This window comes from Gloeocapsopsis crepidinum LEGE 06123 (genome assembly GCF_015207655.1).
GTDB classification, from domain to species: Bacteria; Cyanobacteriota; Cyanobacteriia; order Cyanobacteriales; family Chroococcidiopsidaceae; genus Gloeocapsopsis; species Gloeocapsopsis crepidinum.
The window spans coordinates 1-18,886 of sequence record NZ_JADEWN010000039.1 but is presented as its reverse complement, the minus strand read 5'-3'; the positions used below and the strand labels follow the sequence as shown (position 1 = coordinate 18,886).

18 protein-coding genes and 1 pseudogene are annotated in these 18,886 nt (G+C 42.7%); 7 read left to right on the top strand and 12 right to left on the bottom strand.

All coding sequences use genetic code 11. The features are described 5' to 3' along the window. Positions 1 to 28 precede the first annotated feature (28 nt). Both IQ230_RS15660 and IQ230_RS15655 read right to left on the bottom strand, forming a co-directional pair. Positions 29 to 1,564 carry a serine hydrolase gene (locus tag IQ230_RS15660; RefSeq protein WP_322742434.1) on the bottom strand — a complete coding sequence of 512 codons (1,536 nt, stop codon included), beginning with the start codon at positions 1,562 to 1,564 and terminating at the stop codon, positions 29 to 31. A 150-nt stretch (positions 1,565 to 1,714) separates the two neighbouring features. Beyond that, complete coding sequence (locus IQ230_RS15655) at positions 1,715 to 2,455, bottom strand: RNA methyltransferase (protein ID WP_193932889.1); 741 nt, start codon at positions 2,453 to 2,455, stop codon at positions 1,715 to 1,717. A 57-nt stretch (positions 2,456 to 2,512) separates the two neighbouring features. On the opposite strand from IQ230_RS15655, the gene IQ230_RS15650 reads away from it, so the two are divergent. Both IQ230_RS15650 and IQ230_RS15645 read left to right on the top strand, forming a co-directional pair. Then, a complete protein-coding gene (locus IQ230_RS15650) occupies positions 2,513 to 2,680 on the top strand; it encodes a DUF2256 domain-containing protein (RefSeq protein ID WP_193932887.1) in 168 nt (55 codons plus the stop codon). A gap of 192 nt (positions 2,681 to 2,872) precedes the next feature. Continuing rightward, positions 2,873 to 3,829 (top strand): isoaspartyl peptidase/L-asparaginase, encoded by a 957-nt coding sequence (locus IQ230_RS15645; RefSeq protein WP_193932886.1) that lies wholly within the window; start codon positions 2,873 to 2,875, stop codon positions 3,827 to 3,829. 71 nt (positions 3,830 to 3,900) lie between these two features. On the opposite strand, the gene IQ230_RS15640 is transcribed toward IQ230_RS15645, so the two are convergent. From IQ230_RS15640 to psbA, 5 genes and pseudogenes are all read right to left on the bottom strand, one after another. Continuing rightward, positions 3,901 to 4,173 carry a hypothetical protein gene (locus tag IQ230_RS15640; protein WP_193932883.1) on the bottom strand — a complete coding sequence of 91 codons (273 nt, stop codon included), beginning with the start codon at positions 4,171 to 4,173 and terminating at the stop codon, positions 3,901 to 3,903. A gap of 132 nt (positions 4,174 to 4,305) precedes the next feature. After that, a complete protein-coding gene (glmU, locus tag IQ230_RS15635) occupies positions 4,306 to 5,709 on the bottom strand; it encodes a bifunctional UDP-N-acetylglucosamine diphosphorylase/glucosamine-1-phosphate N-acetyltransferase GlmU (protein WP_193932881.1) in 1,404 nt (467 codons plus the stop codon). Between the two features lie 141 nt (positions 5,710 to 5,850). After that, positions 5,851 to 6,822, bottom strand: a complete 972-nt coding sequence (locus IQ230_RS15630; RefSeq protein ID WP_322742432.1) for a response regulator — start codon at positions 6,820 to 6,822, stop codon at positions 5,851 to 5,853. 506 nt (positions 6,823 to 7,328) lie between these two features. Beyond that, a pseudogene (gene recR, locus IQ230_RS15625) lies at positions 7,329 to 7,922 on the bottom strand (recombination mediator RecR); the annotation flags it as partial. Between the two features lie 142 nt (positions 7,923 to 8,064). Next, positions 8,065 to 9,147 carry a photosystem II q(b) protein gene (psbA, locus tag IQ230_RS15620; protein WP_193932877.1) on the bottom strand — a complete coding sequence of 361 codons (1,083 nt, stop codon included), beginning with the start codon at positions 9,145 to 9,147 and terminating at the stop codon, positions 8,065 to 8,067. Positions 9,148 to 9,285: 138 nt separating this feature from the next. Between psbA and cofG the strand changes: the two genes are divergently transcribed. Beyond that, positions 9,286 to 10,248: a 7,8-didemethyl-8-hydroxy-5-deazariboflavin synthase subunit CofG gene (cofG, locus tag IQ230_RS15615; protein WP_193932875.1), complete on the top strand. Its 963-nt coding sequence runs from the start codon at positions 9,286 to 9,288 to the stop codon at positions 10,246 to 10,248. Positions 10,249 to 10,299: 51 nt separating this feature from the next. Here the strand turns inward: cofG and IQ230_RS15610 are convergent, their stop codons facing one another. The 3 genes from IQ230_RS15610 to IQ230_RS15600 form a co-directional block, all read right to left on the bottom strand. Further along, on the bottom strand, positions 10,300 to 10,983 hold the full coding sequence (locus tag IQ230_RS15610) for a glutathione S-transferase family protein (protein ID WP_193932874.1): 684 nt from the start codon (positions 10,981 to 10,983) through the stop codon (positions 10,300 to 10,302). 64 nt (positions 10,984 to 11,047) lie between these two features. After that, a complete protein-coding gene (locus tag IQ230_RS15605; RefSeq protein ID WP_193932873.1) occupies positions 11,048 to 11,647 on the bottom strand; it encodes a TetR/AcrR family transcriptional regulator in 600 nt (199 codons plus the stop codon). A gap of 307 nt (positions 11,648 to 11,954) precedes the next feature. Beyond that, positions 11,955 to 12,380, bottom strand: coding sequence for a DUF29 family protein (locus IQ230_RS15600; RefSeq protein ID WP_193932872.1), 426 nt, complete (start codon positions 12,378 to 12,380; stop codon positions 11,955 to 11,957). 326 nt (positions 12,381 to 12,706) lie between these two features. Between IQ230_RS15600 and hflX the strand changes: the two genes are divergently transcribed. After that, on the top strand, positions 12,707 to 14,422 hold the full coding sequence (hflX, locus tag IQ230_RS15595) for a GTPase HflX (RefSeq protein WP_193932871.1): 1,716 nt from the start codon (positions 12,707 to 12,709) through the stop codon (positions 14,420 to 14,422). A 3-nt stretch (positions 14,423 to 14,425) separates the two neighbouring features. Here the strand turns inward: hflX and IQ230_RS15590 are convergent, their stop codons facing one another. Further along, positions 14,426 to 15,661, bottom strand: coding sequence for a DUF445 domain-containing protein (locus IQ230_RS15590; RefSeq protein WP_193932870.1), 1,236 nt, complete (start codon positions 15,659 to 15,661; stop codon positions 14,426 to 14,428). A 33-nt stretch (positions 15,662 to 15,694) separates the two neighbouring features. After that, positions 15,695 to 16,390 (bottom strand): bifunctional demethylmenaquinone methyltransferase/2-methoxy-6-polyprenyl-1,4-benzoquinol methylase UbiE, encoded by a 696-nt coding sequence (ubiE, locus tag IQ230_RS15585; protein WP_193932869.1) that lies wholly within the window; start codon positions 16,388 to 16,390, stop codon positions 15,695 to 15,697. Between the two features lie 127 nt (positions 16,391 to 16,517). On the opposite strand from ubiE, the gene IQ230_RS15580 reads away from it, so the two are divergent. The 3 genes from IQ230_RS15580 to IQ230_RS15575 all read left to right on the top strand — a co-directional run bounded on the left by IQ230_RS15580 (position 16,518) and on the right by IQ230_RS15575 (position 18,782). Beyond that, positions 16,518 to 17,600: a RuBisCO accumulation factor 1 gene (locus tag IQ230_RS15580; RefSeq protein ID WP_193932868.1), complete on the top strand. Its 1,083-nt coding sequence runs from the start codon at positions 16,518 to 16,520 to the stop codon at positions 17,598 to 17,600. 294 nt (positions 17,601 to 17,894) lie between these two features. Next, positions 17,895 to 18,056 (top strand): hypothetical protein, encoded by a 162-nt coding sequence (locus IQ230_RS26735; RefSeq protein WP_228055003.1) that lies wholly within the window; start codon positions 17,895 to 17,897, stop codon positions 18,054 to 18,056. Between the two features lie 33 nt (positions 18,057 to 18,089). After that, entirely contained in the window at positions 18,090 to 18,782 is a 693-nt protein-coding gene (locus tag IQ230_RS15575; protein ID WP_228055001.1) for a helix-turn-helix transcriptional regulator, read from the top strand. Positions 18,783 to 18,886: the final 104 nt, after the last annotated feature.

Genomic DNA, 18,886 nt, shown 5'->3' with positions numbered 1-18,886 from the left:
CATCTGCCACAAGCGAAATCTTGCTTTGTTAGTTAGAAGTAGATGGCTGTGTCTCAGGCGTTACAGTAGGAGAAACACCTGTTTCTGCTGAATTTGCTGCTGGAGTAGTTGTAACAAAAGGTGTTGTCCGTAGAATTTGCTCTAAGTTGGGCTTATTAAATTCTTGATAGGCTGCCCGCGAAATTTGACGAATTAGCTCTTGAGCGCGACCATCATTGTGAGGACGTTTTACCATTGCTACGGCAATATAGCGCTTACCATTCGGCATATCAACTAGACCAACATCGCCTACCAAAGAACCAATATCACCAGTTTTATGGGCAATTGTTGCTCCTTCACCTAAACCTCGTGGTAGCAAAGTGTTAGTTACTGTACGCTGCATAATATCTAGCAAGCGATCGCGCGATCGCACTGACATCAAGTCTCCTTCGTTGACTAATGCCATTAAATGTGCTAAGTCTTTAGGACTTGTCGTATTTGTGCCTTCCAAATCTGGCAGAAGATTGCGAATTTGTGTTGCTGTCAAACCCCAACTCAAAAACCGCTCATTCAACGCTGCTACTCCACCCATGCGCTCAATCAGCAAGTTGGTTGCTGTATTGTCGCTGATAACAATCATCTTGGTTGCAGTTTCCAACGCTGTAAATTTTGTTTCTAGCGGCTTATATTGCATATCGCCCGATCCTCCGCCAATTAACTCTTTCTTCAGCGTTAGGCTTTCATCCAAGCGAATTTTCCCTGCATCAACATCTTGAAAAAATGCCACAAGGATCGGTACTTTAATCATGCTGGCAGAAGCAAAAGTTGTGTTACCATTGACGTCCAAATAACCACCAGTATCTAAATCAACGAAAAAGACTCCTGGTAGTAAATTTTTTTGTTTTGCGGCTAACTGTTCTACTGTCGTTTTCAACGAACTCATCTGTTGAGTTAACTTCAACCCTGAGCCTGGAACTATAGCTACTTCTGTGACTTCTGAGTGTGTTTCTGCAGTTGGCGTTTCTGCTTTAATGCGGTTTGTAGGATCTAATACCGATAACAACGTTCCTGCGATCGCTCCCACACCTACACCTAAAATGAGTAACCTGAACGTATAAAGTATTGATTTTGTCAAGATGGTGGTTTTGCGGCGATGAGTGCGTTTTTCCCCGTGCGAACGAGGCATAACTGTGTAAGTGCTCGTGCTGGGAAACGCTTTATTCACAACAACGCGTTTTTTCTCATTGACTTCCTGAGGTAGTGTTACTCGCATGAATGGTTCTCTAACATCTACATTCTGAACGCCATTTTGATTTGTATAATTTGGTTGATTTACCCTAGAACTACGATTAATAACTTGTGGACTCAGTGGCAAGTCAACTGATTTACGATTGCTACTAGCTGTTGTTGAAGCTGATGGCTGTGCAGATGACGTTTTAGTAGTTGCTGCTTGATTTCTACTACTTCTCATCTTTTGCTGACTGCTAGCCGAGGAACGACTGACTTCCCGTCGGGCTATAGTTGTACCATCTGGAACTGGGATTTTGTGTGAGACTTTCAACTCTGTAGCAGACAGATGTTTCACAGTTAACTCCTCAAGCACCCTAATACTGCGCTTTATTTTTAGGAAATATGTGGCGTTGGCAACTTAGTTTATACCAATCTATAAAGAAATGGCATCAATTGCGCTTAAAATAACGCAAAATAGTTCATTTGTACTGGTATAATATAAGATTTACCTTTCTTCCTCGGTTTTCTGCTGCAATGCCCAGTGTATTTGAGAGAGAATCCCTCGCAGCATTCCTACTTCAGATGTTGTTAACTGCGCGCGATTAAAAATTTGGCGAAACTTTTGCATGCGACTCGCAGCAGTATGTGGATAGAGATAACCAATCTCCAGCAAGATTTGCTCAAGTTGCTGATAGTATCCCTCTAAGGCATCAAAGGAAACCGTATCCAAGTCAGGTGTTTCTTTAACGTTTGACTGCACAACACACTGAAACAATTCATAACTACAAATTGCTACAGATGCAGCTAGATTGAGTGATGGATATTGATCGCTTGTAGGAATGCGGATAAAGCGTTGCGCGTATTTTAATTCTTCATTACTCAAGCCGCGATATTCTGGTCCAAAAATGAGTGCAGTGTTTTGTGGCTCAATTAACCACGGCAGTGCATGACGCGGATGTTCTAGTGTAATTCCTATGTCACGATCGCGTGCAGTTGTAGCGATCGCTCGCGTACAGTTAAATAAAGCTTCTGGTAACGTTGCTACTTGAACTGCACTTTCTAATATATCTGCTGCATGAACTGCCATCAGCTGTGCTTCTGGCGACAGGGGATCGCATTGTGGATTGACTAACACCAGTTGTTCTAGTCCAGAATTCTTCATCACACGAGCGATCGCCCCTACATTTAAAGCCCCTGCTGGCTCTACTAAAACTATTCGCACTCCAGCTAAGGCAGTTGCTGACATAACACTTACTCAGTAATATTTCTTAAAATTAAAGTAACAATGTATCGATAACCTAACATGGCTCGTACCCGCACAAAATCTGACCTACCCACAAAGATGTGTCCAGTTTGTCAACGTCCCTTCACTTGGAGGAAAAAATGGGCAGATTGTTGGGATGATGTGAAATATTGCTCTGAACGCTGTCGCCGTCGGCGCTCAAATGCAGAGTCAGAGGTCGGGGGCTAGGGAAATCACCGTTTTTGAAATCATGCGACTTCCTCTAATTTTCTGGGACTCTCAACTGCCTAACTGACTGTTTTGAGGGTAGAACAGTAAAATTTGAGTCATACTCATTATAAAACTCACTATAAATTACTAAATCGTTTCCCTAGATAATCTAAGATCTAAAATCACAAATCTAAAAATTTAGGATAACGAGTGCAACCAAAGTTAATTATTCATGGCGGGGCTGGTAGTTCCCTCAAAAGTAAAGGCGGAGTAGAAATAATTCGGCGATCGCTCTACGCAGTGATTGAAGAAGTTTATGCACTGTTACGTGCGGGTGCCGCGGCTACTGATGCTGTCGTCCTTGGCTGTCAATTATTAGAAGACGATCCCCGCTTTAATGCTGGTACTGGTTCGGTATTGCAATCTGACGGTCAGATTAGGATGAGTGCATCGCTGATGGATGGCAGTTGTCAGCGCTTTAGTGGTGTGATTAATGTTTCGCGAGTACAACACCCTATTGACCTTGCCAATAATTTGCAAACTTCAGCAGATCGCGTGTTATCAGACTATGGCGCGGCAGAGTTGTTACGCGAACTGCAAATTCCTAGTTATGATGCTTTGACTGAGTTGCGGTTACAAGAGTGGCTTCAGGAAAGACAAGATAATTTTGAAAAAAAAATGGCAGGGGTTGTTGCTGAAAAAGAGTTGGTAGAATCGAGTAACGCAGGACGTGGCACTATTGGCGTTGTTGCACTCGATACCCAAGGACGCTTAGCTGTTGGCACTTCAACTGGTGGTAAAGGCTTTGAGCGCATTGGGCGTGTCAGTGATTCAGCAATGCCTGCAGGTAATTATGCAACAGCCCATGCTGCAGTAAGTTGTACTGGAATTGGCGAAGATATTATTGATGAATGTCTAGCACCACGAATCGTTATTCGCGTGACTGATGGCTTAGCTTTATCAGAAGCAATGCAACGCTCGTTTACTGAAGCGTTTAAACATAAACGGGATTTAGGCGCGATCGCAATTGATGCCACGGGTGCGATCGCTTGGGGAAAAACAAGTGAAGTGCTACTAGCTGCTTATCATACAGGCGAACAAGTAGGCGATACATTGGAATGGATAGGTGATGAATTGACAAGCTATTGTTATGTTAAATCCGGTTGATTAGTGATGATAAAAATGGTGACTAGTGACTAGTAACAACCACTAATCTGGTTATTTAACCGGAGATGATATTAAATTAATGCGATCGCTTGCGACAAAATTGCTTGCCGATCAACTATGCTTTCTAGTTCTTCAGCCTCAAAACGTCCTTCAAAAGCTTCTGCAGACACTCGTTTGAGTACCATTTGATACCCTTCTTGGAGAATATTGCTTAGTTGTGTTGGCGATAAATAACAACCACCCGCTGTGCGGCGATTCATGTCCTCCAACTTATCTACCAACAGCAAAGCTTCCTCAACCTTGCCTTGCTGTAGTAGTTCCCGAAGCTCTAGTAGTTTTTCCATTCTCTCTATTGCAGTCTCTAGTACCAGCAATCGAAAGCCATTAATTAATTTTAACTTAGTTTAATCACGGATAATCTTTTATGTTGTATTAATGGGCAGGCAGGATGCCTACCGCACATAACTAAAGAAATCTTACTCTTTTTCTCCCTGCTCTCTGACCTCTGATCCCTGACCCCTTCTTTTCAACCGCCAACCTGGTTTAAGAACTTGACGCGCTCGACCAATGACTAAACAATCATCAGGAACATCTTCTGTCACTGCTGAACCTGCAGCGATGTTGACATCATTACCAATATTTAACGGTGCAACTAAAACACTATTAGCACCAGTTTTAGAGCGATCGCCAATCTTTGTAGGATGCTTTTGTACGCCATCATAATTAGCAGTAATCGTACCTGCACCTACATTGACTTGCGCTCCTAGTGTGGCATCTCCTAAATAAGACAAATGTGCTACGTTCGTGCGATCGCCTAAATGACTATTCTTCAATTCGACAAAATTACCAATCTTACATCTCGTACCAACAGTCGCATGACCGCGTAAGTGAGCATAGGGACCTATCCGAGTGTTTGCTGCAACTCTACTATCTGTAATGACAGAATACAGCACGCTGACATTCTCGTCCAAAGAGCTATTTTCAACCAAACTGCCAGGTCCAATGCGACAACCTGATTGAATAACTGTTTGTCCTCGTAGATGCGTTTGCGGTTCAATAATGACATCAGGTTGAATTTGTACAGTGTCATCAATCGTAATACTGTTTGGGTCAACGAGAGTGACACCTGCAGCCATCCATTTTGACTTGACTCTCTCTTGCAAAATACTGTAAGCAGTTGCCAACTGTTGGCGATCGTTAATTCCTAAAATTTCTTGATAATCCTCGACATCAACTGCCATGACAGGTTCTAAAAAATTGACGGTATCTGTCAAGTAGTACTCTTTTTGATTATTATTAGGCTGCAATCGTGGTAATACATCAGCTAAGTCTGACCACCTAAAGCAATAAACACCAGCATTAATGCGACAATTTTGTTTTTGTGCAGCAGAACAGTCGCGATCTTCCACAATTTGTTGCACAATATTACCTTCGTCACAAAATACTCGCCCATAGCCTTGCGGATTTGGTAGTTGTGCAGTGAGGATTGTGGCAGCATTTTGATGCTCTTTGTGAATTTGCAATAACTTTTGTAGTGTTTCTGGTCGTAACAGAGGAACATCACCATTAAGCACAAGTAAATCGTCTGTAAAGTTTTTTAAGTACGGCATGACTTGTTGAATAGCATGACCCGTTCCTAGCTGCTCTGTCTGTTCTACAAATTCAAATGGAATGGCTATGTTGTCCACCTTAGCCAACGAGGCTTTTACTTGATCTGCTTGGTAGCCAACAATCACAAGACATCGTGTTGGTGAAATTGCCTGTAAACTTTGGAGAACTTGTTCTACCATAGATCGTCCTCCTAAAGGATGCAGTACCTTCGGGAGAGAAGATTTCATGCGTGTTCCACGTCCTGCTGCTAAAATTGCTACCGCTACCATAATGAGCTATTGAGTGGCTATGAGCACCAGCTTATAAATTTTATACGTCGGGTTAATGATATCAGCTAATTGATCAAGCTGCTGCTTAATATCAAGTCTTCTTGAGCTACATCTATCGTCAATCAACACTTTTTTCGTATTTTAATGAGAAGCAATACGAATAAACTCAGTAAACTGCTGAACAAGTTCAGGATTGCGCCAACCTTTTGTTGTTTCCTCTTCAATGACTTGCAGTGCTGCTTCGCCCGATAAAGCTCGTTTATAAGGACGTTCGCTAGTTAGAGCATCGTAGATATCAATTAATTGAAACACCTGAGCCAAATACGGAATCGCATCTCCTACCAAAGCATCAGGATAGCCGGAGCCATCCCAACGCTCGTGATGATGGCGAATGATTGGAATAACCCCCTGCATTGTCCGTAAAGGCAAGCAAATTTTTTCCCCAATCAGGACGTGCTGGCGCATAATCTCCCATTCGTCTATCGTTAGTTTTCCTGGCTTGAGCAATACCGCATCAGGAATTCCAACTTTACCGATATCATGGAGATAACTTCCCCACTGCAAATTACGCATTTGTGTTCGCGAAAGCTGGAGATATTCTCCAAAAGCTTTACTCAACTCCACCAATCTTTGACAATGATTACCTGTATTGGGGTCTCGACTTTCTATTGCCTGAGCAATGGAAAACAGCACCTGTTCTGCATGATCCAAATCTTCGTTTAAGCTTTTTTGTCGTACAAGCGATTTGACACGAGCTGCTAATTCTAGTCGATCAAAAGGTTTTGTAAGAAAGTCATCTCCTCCAGCTTCAATTCCGCTAATACGCGATCGCCTATCATTCAAAGCAGTGATAAAAATGACAGGAATCAAGCGAGTCTGTTCATCTTGCTTGAGTTGACGGCAAACTTCAAAACCATCCATTCCTGGCATCATAACATCGAGCAAGATTAAGTCTGGCTGACTTCGTATCACCAGCTCTAGTGCTGTGACACCACTGTCTGCTTCCAAAACTTCGTATCCTTCTACTGCAAGCAGAGCAACTGCAGTCATCCGGCTTGCGGCATGGTCGTCAACTACCAAAATTTTTGGCGGCTCTAAATCAAAATGGTTCACTAGAGAACTTTCTGCTTTGTACAACGTAGAGATCATGAATCGTAAAGAAGTAACACTCCAACTCCCTAATAATCACGGTTTAAGTTATGCTTGGCATTATCTCAAAATATTGTGGCAAAAAGTCATTGCTGCCTCGAAAGCTTAATCTGTCCCTGTTACGTACGACTAAACTTCTGTGCTGATCAGATGTAAAAGCGACAAGCTTTGCTATCACCCAAGTTTGTAAAAAAAACATACCAATTTTATCTAAATCAGCTTTTGATCAAGTAGTACTGACACTTACAGTATCCTTAATTCTGAACCAGAGGAAATCAGTTTTTTTACGTAGGTTTGTCTTCTTTTACGCAGATCTTTATAGATACTACAGATAGAGCGTCTCTATTGAACTTTCTCTAAGGTTCCCATTTGACTTCACCTATAAACTAGTAAAATTGGTAGTATTTAGTAAAAAAAGATGATGCTCTAACAATGTAGAAGCACCCACAAAAGAATATTCAGCTTTGCTTTTAATCTAGTTCTCGTCTACCTTCAAGTGCTCTTGCAAGAGTTACTTCATCTGCATACTCCAAGTCGCCACCTACAGGTAAACCGAAAGCAATTCGCGTAACTCGAGTAAATGGCTTTAATAGCTGACCCAGATATAAAGTAGTAGTCTCCCCTTCTACACTAGGGCTAATAGCCAAAATAATCTCTTTGGGTTTTTGCTGGCTAACTCGCCGAACTAAGGACTGAATTGTCAGCTGTTCTGGTCCAATTCCATCCATAGGAGAAATCACACCACCCAATACGTGGTACTTGCCGTGATACTCTCTCGTTTTCTCTAAAGCAATGACATCGCGAGAATCACTGACAACACAAATAGTATGATCGTCACGATTCGTATTGCGACAAATTTCACATACTGGCTCAGCTGACAAGTGAAAACAAACTGAACATAAGCCTACTTGCTGTTTGGCATCAATTAAGGCTTGCGCCAAAGCTTGGATCTCGGTTTCTGGTCTTTTTAAAATGTGTAATGCCAAGCGCTGGGCAGTTTTGGGTCCAACTCCAGGTAAGCGCTGTAGTTGTTCAATTAAACGCGCTAAAGGACGTGCGTAAACCGTTGTCGTTCTCCTTAATTACTCCACAACTATCCTAACTATTCTGGATAACCTCTAGCATATGAGATTGCTGCATTAACAACAAAAAGCACTCCCTACATACAGGAGCGCTTTTCGTAGATCTTGAGGTAATAACTACCAACTAACCGTTGATGGTAGGAGCGGTAAGAGCAACTGGAGTCACTTCACCGGAAGCCAAGTCGAGAGGGAAGTTGTGAGCGTTGCGCTCGTGCATCACTTCCATGCCCAAGTTAGCGCGGTTGAGCACGTCTGCCCATGTTCCAATCACGCGACCTTGCGAGTCAATTACTGACTGGTTGAAGTTGAACCCGTTGAGGTTGAACGCCATCGTGCTGATGCCCAACGAGGTGAACCAAATGCCCACTACTGGCCATGCTGCTAGGAAGAAGTGCAAGCTGCGGCTGTTGTTGAAGCTGGCATATTGGAAGATTAGACGTCCAAAGTATCCGTGTGCGGCGACGATGTTGTATGTCTCTTCTTCTTGTCCGAACTTGTAGCCGTAGTTTTGGCTTTCGCTTTCTGTTGTTTCACGCACTAGTGAACTTGTGACTAACGAACCGTGCATGGCACTGAATAGTGCGCCGCCGAATACTCCTGCTACTCCTAACTGGTGGAATGGGTGCATCAGGATGTTGTGCTCGGCTTGGAACACTAACATGAAGTTGAATGTGCCGCTGATGCCTAGTGGCATGCCATCGCTGAATGAACCTTGTCCGATTGGGTAGATCAAAAATACTGCTGTTGCTGCTGCTACTGGTGCTGAATATGCTACTGCAATCCAGGGGCGCATTCCGAGGCGGTAGGATAGTTCCCACTCGCGTCCCATGTAGCAGAATACTCCAATCAAGAAGTGGAAGATTACCAATTGGTATGGTCCACCGTTGTAGAGCCACTCATCTAATGATGCTGCTTCCCAAATTGGGTAGAAGTGTAGTCCAATTGCGTTTGATGAGGGGACTACTGCGCCACTAATGATGTTGTTGCCGTAGATTAATGAACCTGCTACTGGTTCTCTGATGCCGTCGATGTCTACTGGGGGAGCGGCGATGAAGGCGATGATGAAGCAGGTTGTTGCTGCCAGGAGAGTTGGGATCATCAGTACTCCGAACCAGCCTACGTATAGGCGATTATCGGTTGATGTTACCCAGTTGCAAAACCTCTCCCACAACGAAGCGCTTTCGCGTCTTTGTAGAGTTGTTGTCATAATTCTATGATTGCTTTTGGATGTATTTATGATTTTGTAGGTGTTTTTTCCTACACTTAATACATTAAGCTATTTATTTCGTTTTGTAAAGGACTTTAAATTTTTTTTAGAATTAAGTGAGTTCTGGAATGCAGAGTAATGTCTGGCATAGTTACTTATAGTCCTGCCTACACCTTAGTACCTACCTATGAGTGCTTTAATCGTTGTGATTATTGTAATTTTCGGGTAGATCCAGGTAAAGACCCTTGGATGACGCGCTCTGTAGCAGAAAACATCCTTAAAGAATTACAACATCAGGGCGTCTGTGAGATTCTCATATTAAGTGGTGAGGTTCATCCGCAATCATCACGGCGTCAGGTATGGTTTGAGCTAATTTACAATTTGTGCGAACTAGCACTTTCACTAGGGTTTTTGCCACATACAAATGCAGGACCATTGAGTTTTACAGAAATGCAACAGCTAAAAACTGTGAATGTATCAATGGGTTTGATGCTAGAGCAATTAACGCCTGCTTTATTAAATACAGTGCATCGCTTTGCACCGAGTAAGATTCCAGAAATGAGATTACAACAACTTGCTTGGGCAGGAGAATTGCAGATTCCGTTTACAACAGGTTTACTTTTGGGAATAGGCGAAACACCAAACGATTGGTGGGAGACATTAGAGGCGATCGCTCAATTACACCTTCACTATGGTCATATTCAAGAAGTCATCCTGCAACCTTATAGTCCAGGAAACCAACAGACATGGAATGCGCCACGCTTTGAACCGCAGCAGCTACCAGAAGTAATTGTAAAAGCTAAAGAAATCTTACCCGCAGAAATTACGATTCAAATTCCACCAAATTTAGTTCCAGATCCAGAGTGGTTACTTGCTTGTATTGCAGCAGGAGCAAGAGATTTAGGGGGTGTTGGACCAAAAGATGAAGTTAATCCAGATTATCCACATCTAACTCGCGAGGATTTATTACAAATATTAAAATCAGCCGGATGGCAACTCACACCACGTTTGCCAATTTATCCACAATATGACAAATGGCTACCGCAGCATTTACAAACAGCAGTGCAATCTTGGAGAAATATGTCTTTAGCAGCTTTTTGATTCTTCTGCTTGCTCGATCGACTTGTAGGACTGCTGGCACTTCTATTGCATCTACTGCTGAGACAGCGCGTTTATCCGTTGATGGCGACGGCGCTGCCAAATTTTTGGTATCACTCGCATCCGACGTTTGAAGCTACTCCATTCTTCTGAACTCAATGCAATCTGTTGCCAAGTAGGTCGAGCTAATAAACGATCAGACCAACGATTCAATTTAGAGTATTTGGTCAAAGCAATTCCTAGATCAGGCATTCTATGAACGAGTGTTCCAGCGACAATTTCTGCTAGTGTCAGCTGTTCGCCAGCAAAGTAAGGGGAGTCCTCCAATAAAGCTTCAAAATAATTCAATGTATTAATTGCCCGTAGCTGAGCATACTCCAACTCTACTGAGTTCTCATCGCGAACGAGTAATCTAAACACCGCAGGTAGCAATTCATTGAGCGTAACCATTTGCACCATCCGAACCTTTGCTAAAACCATTGCATCAGTCGGAAGCAGCGATCGCTCAGGATACCGCGCTTCTAGATAATCTAGAATTGCTAACGATTCAATCACGCGAAAATCACCATCGACTAAAACTGGGACATGGCTAAAAGGATTTAAGGCAAGAAATTCGGGTTCAAATTGTTCGCCGCTTAAATCAACTGGGATTAATTCAAAAGAAAGCTGTTTTTCCAGTAGAGCCAACCATACAGGACGAGCATAAGCAGAAGGACGGGCATAGTAAAGCTTGAGCATAGGAACTACTTCTCACAATGAGAACAATAAAAAGACCGATCGGTTTGTTTTAGGGCAAAAAAATTTAGATGTGTGCTGCTAGTTGGTTTTGAATATAAGTTTTAAGATGGTTTAGGGCACGCTCCAAATAAGAAGCATCGCCATACAACTTGCTGAGCATTACCCCTCCCTCAATGGTTGCAATCAAAATTGTAGCAACAGTATCAGAATTGACATCTGCACGCAATTCACCACGCATAACACCTTTATCGACAATGCGATGAATCAAACCACGCCACGCATCCATGGCATGTTGCGCCCGTTCGCGTAAAGCTGGATGAGCATCATCACTCTCTACCGCTGTATTGAGGATTGGACAACCTCCTTGGACGGGTGGATCGTCCAACATATGCTCATAAACACTAAGAATTGCAATTAAACGATCCACTGCATGACGTTTTCCTTTCAAAGCACCCGTAAATTTCTGTTGTACGCGACTGGCTGCGAAGTCAAATGCTTCTAGAGCTAGCTCATCTTTGCTACGGAAGTGATTATAAATACCTCCTTTTTGTAAGCCTGTAACACGCATTATGTCTGACATCGAAGACCCTGCATACCCTTGCTGGTTAAATAGAGCCGCTGCTTGCTCGATAATACGTGTTTTGGTTTGTTGAGCTTTTGACATTTAAATTAAAGACCGATCAGTCTGTTTAAGACTAACAGAAAGAACTAGAGAAAACAAGGTGTTGGTACCATCACCAATTAATCAACATTTCACCGATAATTTAAAGTTGCCTAACAGGACGCAATCAGTGGATGCAGACAACTAGTAATTTTGCCCAATGTTTGGACATAAGTGCGTTTCATCTGTAATCAGTCTATCCAAAAAGGCTTATACTGTGGCAGAAATATTTGCGTGTAGCAACCAGAATAGTTTTTACTTTGTGGTTTTATACAGATTGACTTAGCTACTCAAAGTCAAGCGTTTGATATTAATCTTCAACTATTAGTAATAAAGCATTATTTAAAAGCTTCGACGAGTCAATTAAGGCTGCTAATTCTTCTGGCTCAGATTTTCCTTGACTAACTTCAAGTGATGCCGTGTCAATTGCACTATCTAGTGCGTTGCGTAGAATAGATTGCAACTCATCTTTAGTTAAATAATAACCTCCTAACTTGCGGCGTTTGTTCTTTCCCTGAATCTCCCGCACGCTGTTACGAATTGACACTTCCCACGGTTTTGTGTAACGGTTTTCGGCTTGCTTTTTGATCAAGTGATGTAACAAAACTTTGGCATGAGAACGAATATGATTAATTTTGTCATCGCGACTCATTTCTTCAAGTTCTTCTACCAGTAGTAAAGCTGCTGCACTTTCACCCTTCAAAATTAAATTCTTACGTTCTAATAACTCTTCCATAGTTCTATACACCGTTAGAGTTTGTTTTAGTCTCTAAGACAAACTAATCAATGAAGTGAAAGCTGATTATCGACCCAATTCTGAGTAGTAGTAACTGTTGCCACTTAAGTACTATGCTGACACGCAGGTTATTACCCTAGCCCAGTATTATTTGTGCGTCATGTAGTGCGTTTCACTTGTATAGTCTATATTGCTCGTAAAAGCAATGTCGATATGAATTATTTCTAACCAACCTTCAAGTATTGTTACTAACTTGAGTCAAACAACATGAAAACAGCGCGATAAAATAGACGTAGTGAATTCAGAAGACCAAATATTGGTCGAAGGTGCCTATCGAGACTATTTACGGTAATCTTCAAGGTTTAAAATCCAGCCAGATTAAGCAACTACAACGGCTGTATCAACAACGCTTACCAGGCGATCGCCCGACTACGCCCGAATTTGCCCAGCGGTTAGCAGCAATCAGCACCGAGATTAATCAACCTGTGTGCGCCTATGTTAATCGTCGAGGACAGGTGATTCGCGTAGGCGTAGGAACACCACGTCAAACTCAAATTCCTCCCCTAGAACTACCGCGCTATGGTGCTGAACGTCTCAGTGGAATTCGTTGTATCGCAACGCAACTCAAGCCGGAACCACCCAGCGAAGCCGCGTTAACAGCGATGGCACTGCAAAGACTAGATGTCCTAGCGATACTCAATATCACTGGTTCAGGATTTCAACGTCGTGGTGGGGGCGCTACAGGTTATGTTAAAGAAACTTATCTAGCGCATTTAGTACCTAGTGTTGAAACAACAGAGGCTGACGCACCACTAGCGAGTTGGAGTGTATCGCAACCCCTGAGTTTAGATATTCTCAGCAATCAAGATTTTCTCGATCTAGTAGAAGGACTCGAAGCTGAATTTCAGCGGGAATATGTTGCGACACAGGTAGATACAGATCGCGATCGCGTGTTGATTGTAGGAGTTCAAACTGATAATATCACGCCACAAGCATTTCAAGACACGCTAGATGAATTAGCACGATTAGTTGATACTGCTGGTGGAGAAGTGTTACAAACATTTCGCCAAAAGCGATCGCGTCCGCATCCCCAAACCGCAGTCGGCGAAGGAAAAGTACAAGAAATTGCTTTAACAGCCCAAACTTTGGGAGCAAATCTGATCGTCTTTGACCGTGATTTATCACCAGCGCAAGTGCGTAATTTAGAAACACAAATCGGGATTCGAGTTGTTGACCGTACCGAGGTGATTCTAGATATTTTTGCACAACGCGCTCGCACTCGTGCGGGTAAATTACAAGTTGAACTTGCTCAACTTGAGTATATGCTGCCGCGACTGACAGGGCGGGGTCAAGCAATGTCTCGACTCGGTGGTGGGATTGGAACTCGCGGTCCTGGTGAAACAAAATTAGAAACAGAACGCCGCGCGATCGCCAGACGGATTGCTAGATTACAAGAAGAAGTCAATCAGCTACAAGCACATCGTTCTCGTCTGCGACAACAACGCCAACATCGAGAAGTTCCTTCGGTGGCGATCGTCGGCTATACCAATGCGGGTAAGTCTACACTACTCAATGCACTCACGAATGCAGAAGTTTACACAGCAGATCAGTTATTTGCGACACTTGACCCGACAACTCGCCGTTTGGTCATTCCTAGTGTGAGTGGAGAACCGCAAGCAATTGTTTTGACAGACACGGTAGGTTTTATTCACGAACTTCCCGCGTCACTAATGGATGCTTTTCGCGCCACATTAGAAGAAGTTACCGAAGCAGATGCGTTACTTCATGTCGTGGATCTTTCTCATCCAGCATGGCAAAGTCAAATTCGTTCAGTGATGAGTATTTTGTCAGAAATGCCAATCACTCCAGGTCCAATGCTGATTGCTTTGAATAAAGTTGATTGTGTTGATAGTGACACCTTAGCAGTCGCGCAAGAAGAGTTTCCCCAAGCGGTTTATATTTCTGCAAGCGATCGCATAGGCTTAGAAACTCTCCGCCAACGCCTCGGACAACTTGTGCGTTATGCTGTTGCGCCTAGCTAAAGACTAAAAATTACGGAGTACTAGAAATAGGGTTTGTAGCGAACCAACTACAAATCCTAAAACTCCACCTAAATTAACAATTGCTTGTAGTTCATTTTTAACAATTCCTTCAACTGCAGTTTCCAAATCCGCCGCAGACGTCGATTTGACACGATCGACAATCACTTGATCGATTGACAAGATAGGAATTGCCTGCGCCACAATATTTTCTAAGTCGCGTTCTAAGTAACGTTCTAAAATTAAGGCAAGTTCTTTACTGACAACATCCAACGAAGTATTAACTACTGCTGAATTGCGCAGACGGTTTAAAAGTAAACTCGCAATGTTTTCCCAATCTAACGAATCACTTAATCCTTGGAGAACTTCACCGCCACGGGTTTGTAAATAACTGCGAATTGTGTCGCGGATTGTCTTACGTAATTGACGTACTGTAGAAACAGGTAAGTTTTGTAAAGACAAGTTTTGCAACCAAGTTTTAAGACGGGTACGAACGTCTAATGAGCGAATCAATTCTTGGATGCGATCGTTGGCGGATTCTCTTTCATCTAAACAGTAGGTTCTCAGGCGAGTTAAGGTATTGCGTAACCCAAATAAATTAGCAACTACCCAGTAAGTTCCGCTAGCTTTTTCCCTGAAACCTTCATCGATTGTTTGAATTGTGCGATCGGTAAGAAAGTCAACTAAAAGTTGCCGAATGACATCCGGTGGTAAAACAACTTGTAGTAGCCAATCTGCAAGTTTAGTTGCTTGTTCGTCACTCAGTTGAAACTCAAGTATTACTTGATCGAAAATTTGATTTGTTTGTGCTTCTAAAAAATCTTCGCGCCGCGCTAAAACTTTGAGTAAACGTGGTAAAGATTGACCGAGTAAATCTTTGAGAATATTTGCGGTAATTTTTGCAGTTTTCTGCTCTTTATCTAAGCGAATTTGGTCTAAAGCTAATCGTAGTAACCATAAAATACCAGCTTGTACGCGTTCAGGTTGCAGTAAGCGTCGTGCTAAGTTCTGCAACTCTTCTGGCGTTAGCAATGACCCCATGATTGTGTCAGAAACCCGCTTTGCTAAGCGTTCTTGGTTGCGGGGAATTAAACCAGGAGTAAAAGGTAAGCGTTTTCCACCAATATACAGAGTTCGATAAGGACGAAAGAGCATCTTGATGGCTATGTCATTAGTAAAATAGCCAATAACTGCTCCAAGTACAGGAGGCGCTGCGTAAAACCAAATGTTAGACCAGTCCAAGGATGCGAACCAATAAGAATAATGCTGCTTGCATTATGATTTTTTTATCGTTAATACTCCCATCATACCGTTAGCGATGGGGTAGTGTGTCACTTCAGTAAAGCCTACTTGTTGTGCTAATTTGATTTGTTCTTGACCTGTGGGAAATCGTTCTAAACTGGGACTGATATAAGCATATTCTTCTGTTAAGCCAAGTTGACGTGCTAGCGGGACAACTAATGTGTCGAGATACCACTGCTGAAAGGCACGGACTTGTGAATTGCTAGGGCGATGAAAGTCGAGAATAGCAGCTGTTGTGCGGGGTTTGAGGACGCGGTGTAATTCTTGAAAGCAATGGGGAATGTCTACAACATTACGCAATCCGTAGCCCATTGTCGCCGCATCAAAGGAATTATCTGCAAAAGGTAATTCTAAAACATCAGCTTCAATCCAGGTAATTGACGAGGAAGGATATTGTTGCTGAGAACGTTGTTGCGCGATCGCCAGTAACTGCGGTGAAAAATCGACGCCATACACTTCACCTGTAGTTCCCACCACACGACTTAGCCGTAATGCCAAATCACCACTACCACAACATAAATCAAGACACTTATCTCCCGTTTTTGCACAACTCCATTTCACAGTCATTTGCTTCCAAATGCGATGTTGACCTAAACTCAGCCAATCATTCATTTGGTCATAAACTGGAGCAATGCGGTCGAAAATGTTACGGATTTCAGTTGAAGTCATAAAGAGGGGTGAGGGGTGAGGGGTGAGAATACAAACAGTTTTATATTTATACCTCTGCATACTTACATAAGAAGCTCCCTTTCACTCTTCACATTAAAATAGAATTTGTGCTTAACGAGCTGAGATTATGACTGAATTACCGGCGAATCCTGCTAATGGTGGTGAATCCCAAGAAGTGCTTGAGGAATTGTTGCGATCGCTGCGGCAAAAGCAGGGCAATTGGGTAGAATGGGGCAAAGCTTGTGCCAAATTACAAAAGTCTGGTTATAATTCCCAAGCAATTTTTGAAGCGACTGGATTTGAGCCAGTACAACAAAATCAAGTGATTGTGGGCGCGCAAGTGTATGATTCAATCGAGAAGGCTGAAGCCCCACCCGAAGTGCGATCGCATTATGCCCAGCGGGGTAGTGATGTGTTATATGAACTTCGCTTATTAACTCAAGCTGAACGTGCTGCTGCTGCTGAGTTAATTTTATTACACCGACTGGATGCAGATGAAGCCAAAGAAGTTGCTAAAGCCGTTAAAGAATTTTCACGATTTCGGACATTACCCGCAGGGTTTACCGATCATCCTGGTGATGCTGTTGCCTATCAATCTTGGAAACTGGCGCGGCAAAAAAACGATTTACAAGAGCGATCGCGTCTCATTGCCAAAGGCTTAAGATTTGCGCATACTGCAACTGCTAGAGAACAAATTGAGCAACTTTTAGTTGATTTTACTGCTGCTTCTAAACGTCCTGCGCCTCGTTTACCGTTCTATCGTCTTGAAGCCGAAGAAGAATTACCGCGCCTTGTGCCTGTTGTTGGTGAAATACCTCTTAAGGTAGATGACTTTAAAGCAGTTCCCTTAGTCGAAGAAATTGAACCGTTTCGCATGGTCAAGTTTGCTGGAGAACAAGCGTGGGTACCAATACCAGGATGGCAGGTTGTTTTAGGGACACAAGATCCTGTCGCGATTTTGTGTAAAGGCGATCGCCTACCAAATCAAACTGATACTAGCAAAGAACAAGTTTTGGTTCTCGTCGATCGTTCCCAACGCAAATGGGATGCGAACAGCTACTTTATTGTTGAACAATCAGGACAATTAGAATTTCAGTGGTTCGATAGTGCTACTGAGACACCACTACTCGGTCGAGTTGTTCTCGTACTGCGTCCTAAGCGAATTGTCGATGAAGAACTAACAAAAGATTCGTGGCAAATTGATGAGTAAGTAGGTGGACATAATTAAATATCACACAACATTTGTTGGGTAATGGGTAATAGGGAATAGAAAAGCACTTAGCACTTCTTCTGTTAGCACCTATCCTAAAAAAAGCTAATAGTCAATAGCTAATCGCTATTTAATGACCACTTACCAGTTACCAGTTACCAATGACCAACCTTTTAGTTACGTTTATTTATTACCCACTAATTTATTTAGCACCATCTAAACTTACTTTAGTATGAAACACTTGCAGTAAGATTATTGAGAATAGATATCATTAATCTTAACTGTGTACCAGTTATGACAATTACTCTTACAGATAAAGAATTGACGGAACTGTGGGTAGAAGCTAACCACAATAATCTTCAATCGGAACGAGAGCCATTTGAAATCTTTCATGAAATGCCCAAGCGTTTGGGGAAAGGCTATGAACGGCATATTGAGGTGCATCCCAATCTTTGACTTTCGATTTGTAATTGTGAATGTCATGATGATATGTTAGTCAAAATCCCTGAATGGAGTCACCCACTGCAATTTAGTGTTCTGCTTGCAGGCAAAGCCATAGACGAATATGGAGGGCAGTTAGGGGAAGGATATACGTGTATTTCTGGTAGTGGCGTTCAACGCCAAATGATTACAGAATCCCCTAAATCTCGATATGTGGGTGTTAACATCCATATGTCTCCTGACTTGCTGGCAACTTTTTTCCCTGATGAAGCTGGAGAAATTCCTCCACAGTTGCGTTTGTTGGCAAAGGGTAATGACTGGCAAACATTGCTCTACCCCGAAACTACTGCGGCTATTGAGGGGATAGCACAGCAAATTATCAACTGTCCTTTTCAGGGAATAACAAAGCGGATATATTTACAGGCAAAAGTGTTGGAACTAATAGCGTTGCAATTAGCTCCCATATTATCTGCTCAGGATGGATTACAACTATCGCCGCGACTGAAGCCAGAAACCATCGCCCAGATTCATTACGCTAGGGAAATTTTACTCTCTCGTTTAGAGAATCCGCCATCAGTGCTGGAATTAGCGCAACTTGTGGGGGTGAGCGAGCGTACTTTACGGCGTGGATTTCGGGAAATCTTTGGCAAAACGGCATTCAGCTACTTAAATGATAAACGGATAGAATTGGCAGAACGGTTATTGCGTCAAGGAAACATACAGCCTATTGCAAGTTTATGAGGTACAGTAAGAGGAGTACACAAATGAAGTCTAATGAAACCGTACTCGCTCGACTTGCGAGAAAAAATAGTTAAGGCATACACACAAGGTGACACCTCAATCAG

Coding starts and splice junctions, on each gene's coding strand:
- IQ230_RS15575 (WP_228055001.1), top strand. CDS start 18,090: ATGTTAGTCAAAATCCCTGAATGGAGTCACCCACTGCAATTTAGTGTT.
- IQ230_RS15605 (WP_193932873.1), bottom strand. CDS start 11,647: ATGTCAAAAGCTCAACAAACCAAAACACGTATTATCGAGCAAGCAGCG.
- IQ230_RS26735 (WP_228055003.1), top strand. CDS start 17,895: ATGACAATTACTCTTACAGATAAAGAATTGACGGAACTGTGGGTAGAA.
- IQ230_RS15655 (WP_193932889.1), bottom strand. CDS start 2,455: ATGTCAGCAACTGCCTTAGCTGGAGTGCGAATAGTTTTAGTAGAGCCA.
- cofG (WP_193932875.1), top strand. CDS start 9,286: ATGTCTGGCATAGTTACTTATAGTCCTGCCTACACCTTAGTACCTACC.
- IQ230_RS15600 (WP_193932872.1), bottom strand. CDS start 12,380: ATGGAAGAGTTATTAGAACGTAAGAATTTAATTTTGAAGGGTGAAAGT.
- IQ230_RS15610 (WP_193932874.1), bottom strand. CDS start 10,983: ATGCTCAAGCTTTACTATGCCCGTCCTTCTGCTTATGCTCGTCCTGTA.
- IQ230_RS15640 (WP_193932883.1), bottom strand. CDS start 4,173: ATGGAAAAACTACTAGAGCTTCGGGAACTACTACAGCAAGGCAAGGTT.
- psbA (WP_193932877.1), bottom strand. CDS start 9,147: ATGACAACAACTCTACAAAGACGCGAAAGCGCTTCGTTGTGGGAGAGG.
- IQ230_RS15580 (WP_193932868.1), top strand. CDS start 16,518: ATGACTGAATTACCGGCGAATCCTGCTAATGGTGGTGAATCCCAAGAA.
- glmU (WP_193932881.1), bottom strand. CDS start 5,709: ATGGTAGCGGTAGCAATTTTAGCAGCAGGACGTGGAACACGCATGAAA.
- IQ230_RS15650 (WP_193932887.1), top strand. CDS start 2,513: ATGGCTCGTACCCGCACAAAATCTGACCTACCCACAAAGATGTGTCCA.
- ubiE (WP_193932869.1), bottom strand. CDS start 16,390: ATGACTTCAACTGAAATCCGTAACATTTTCGACCGCATTGCTCCAGTT.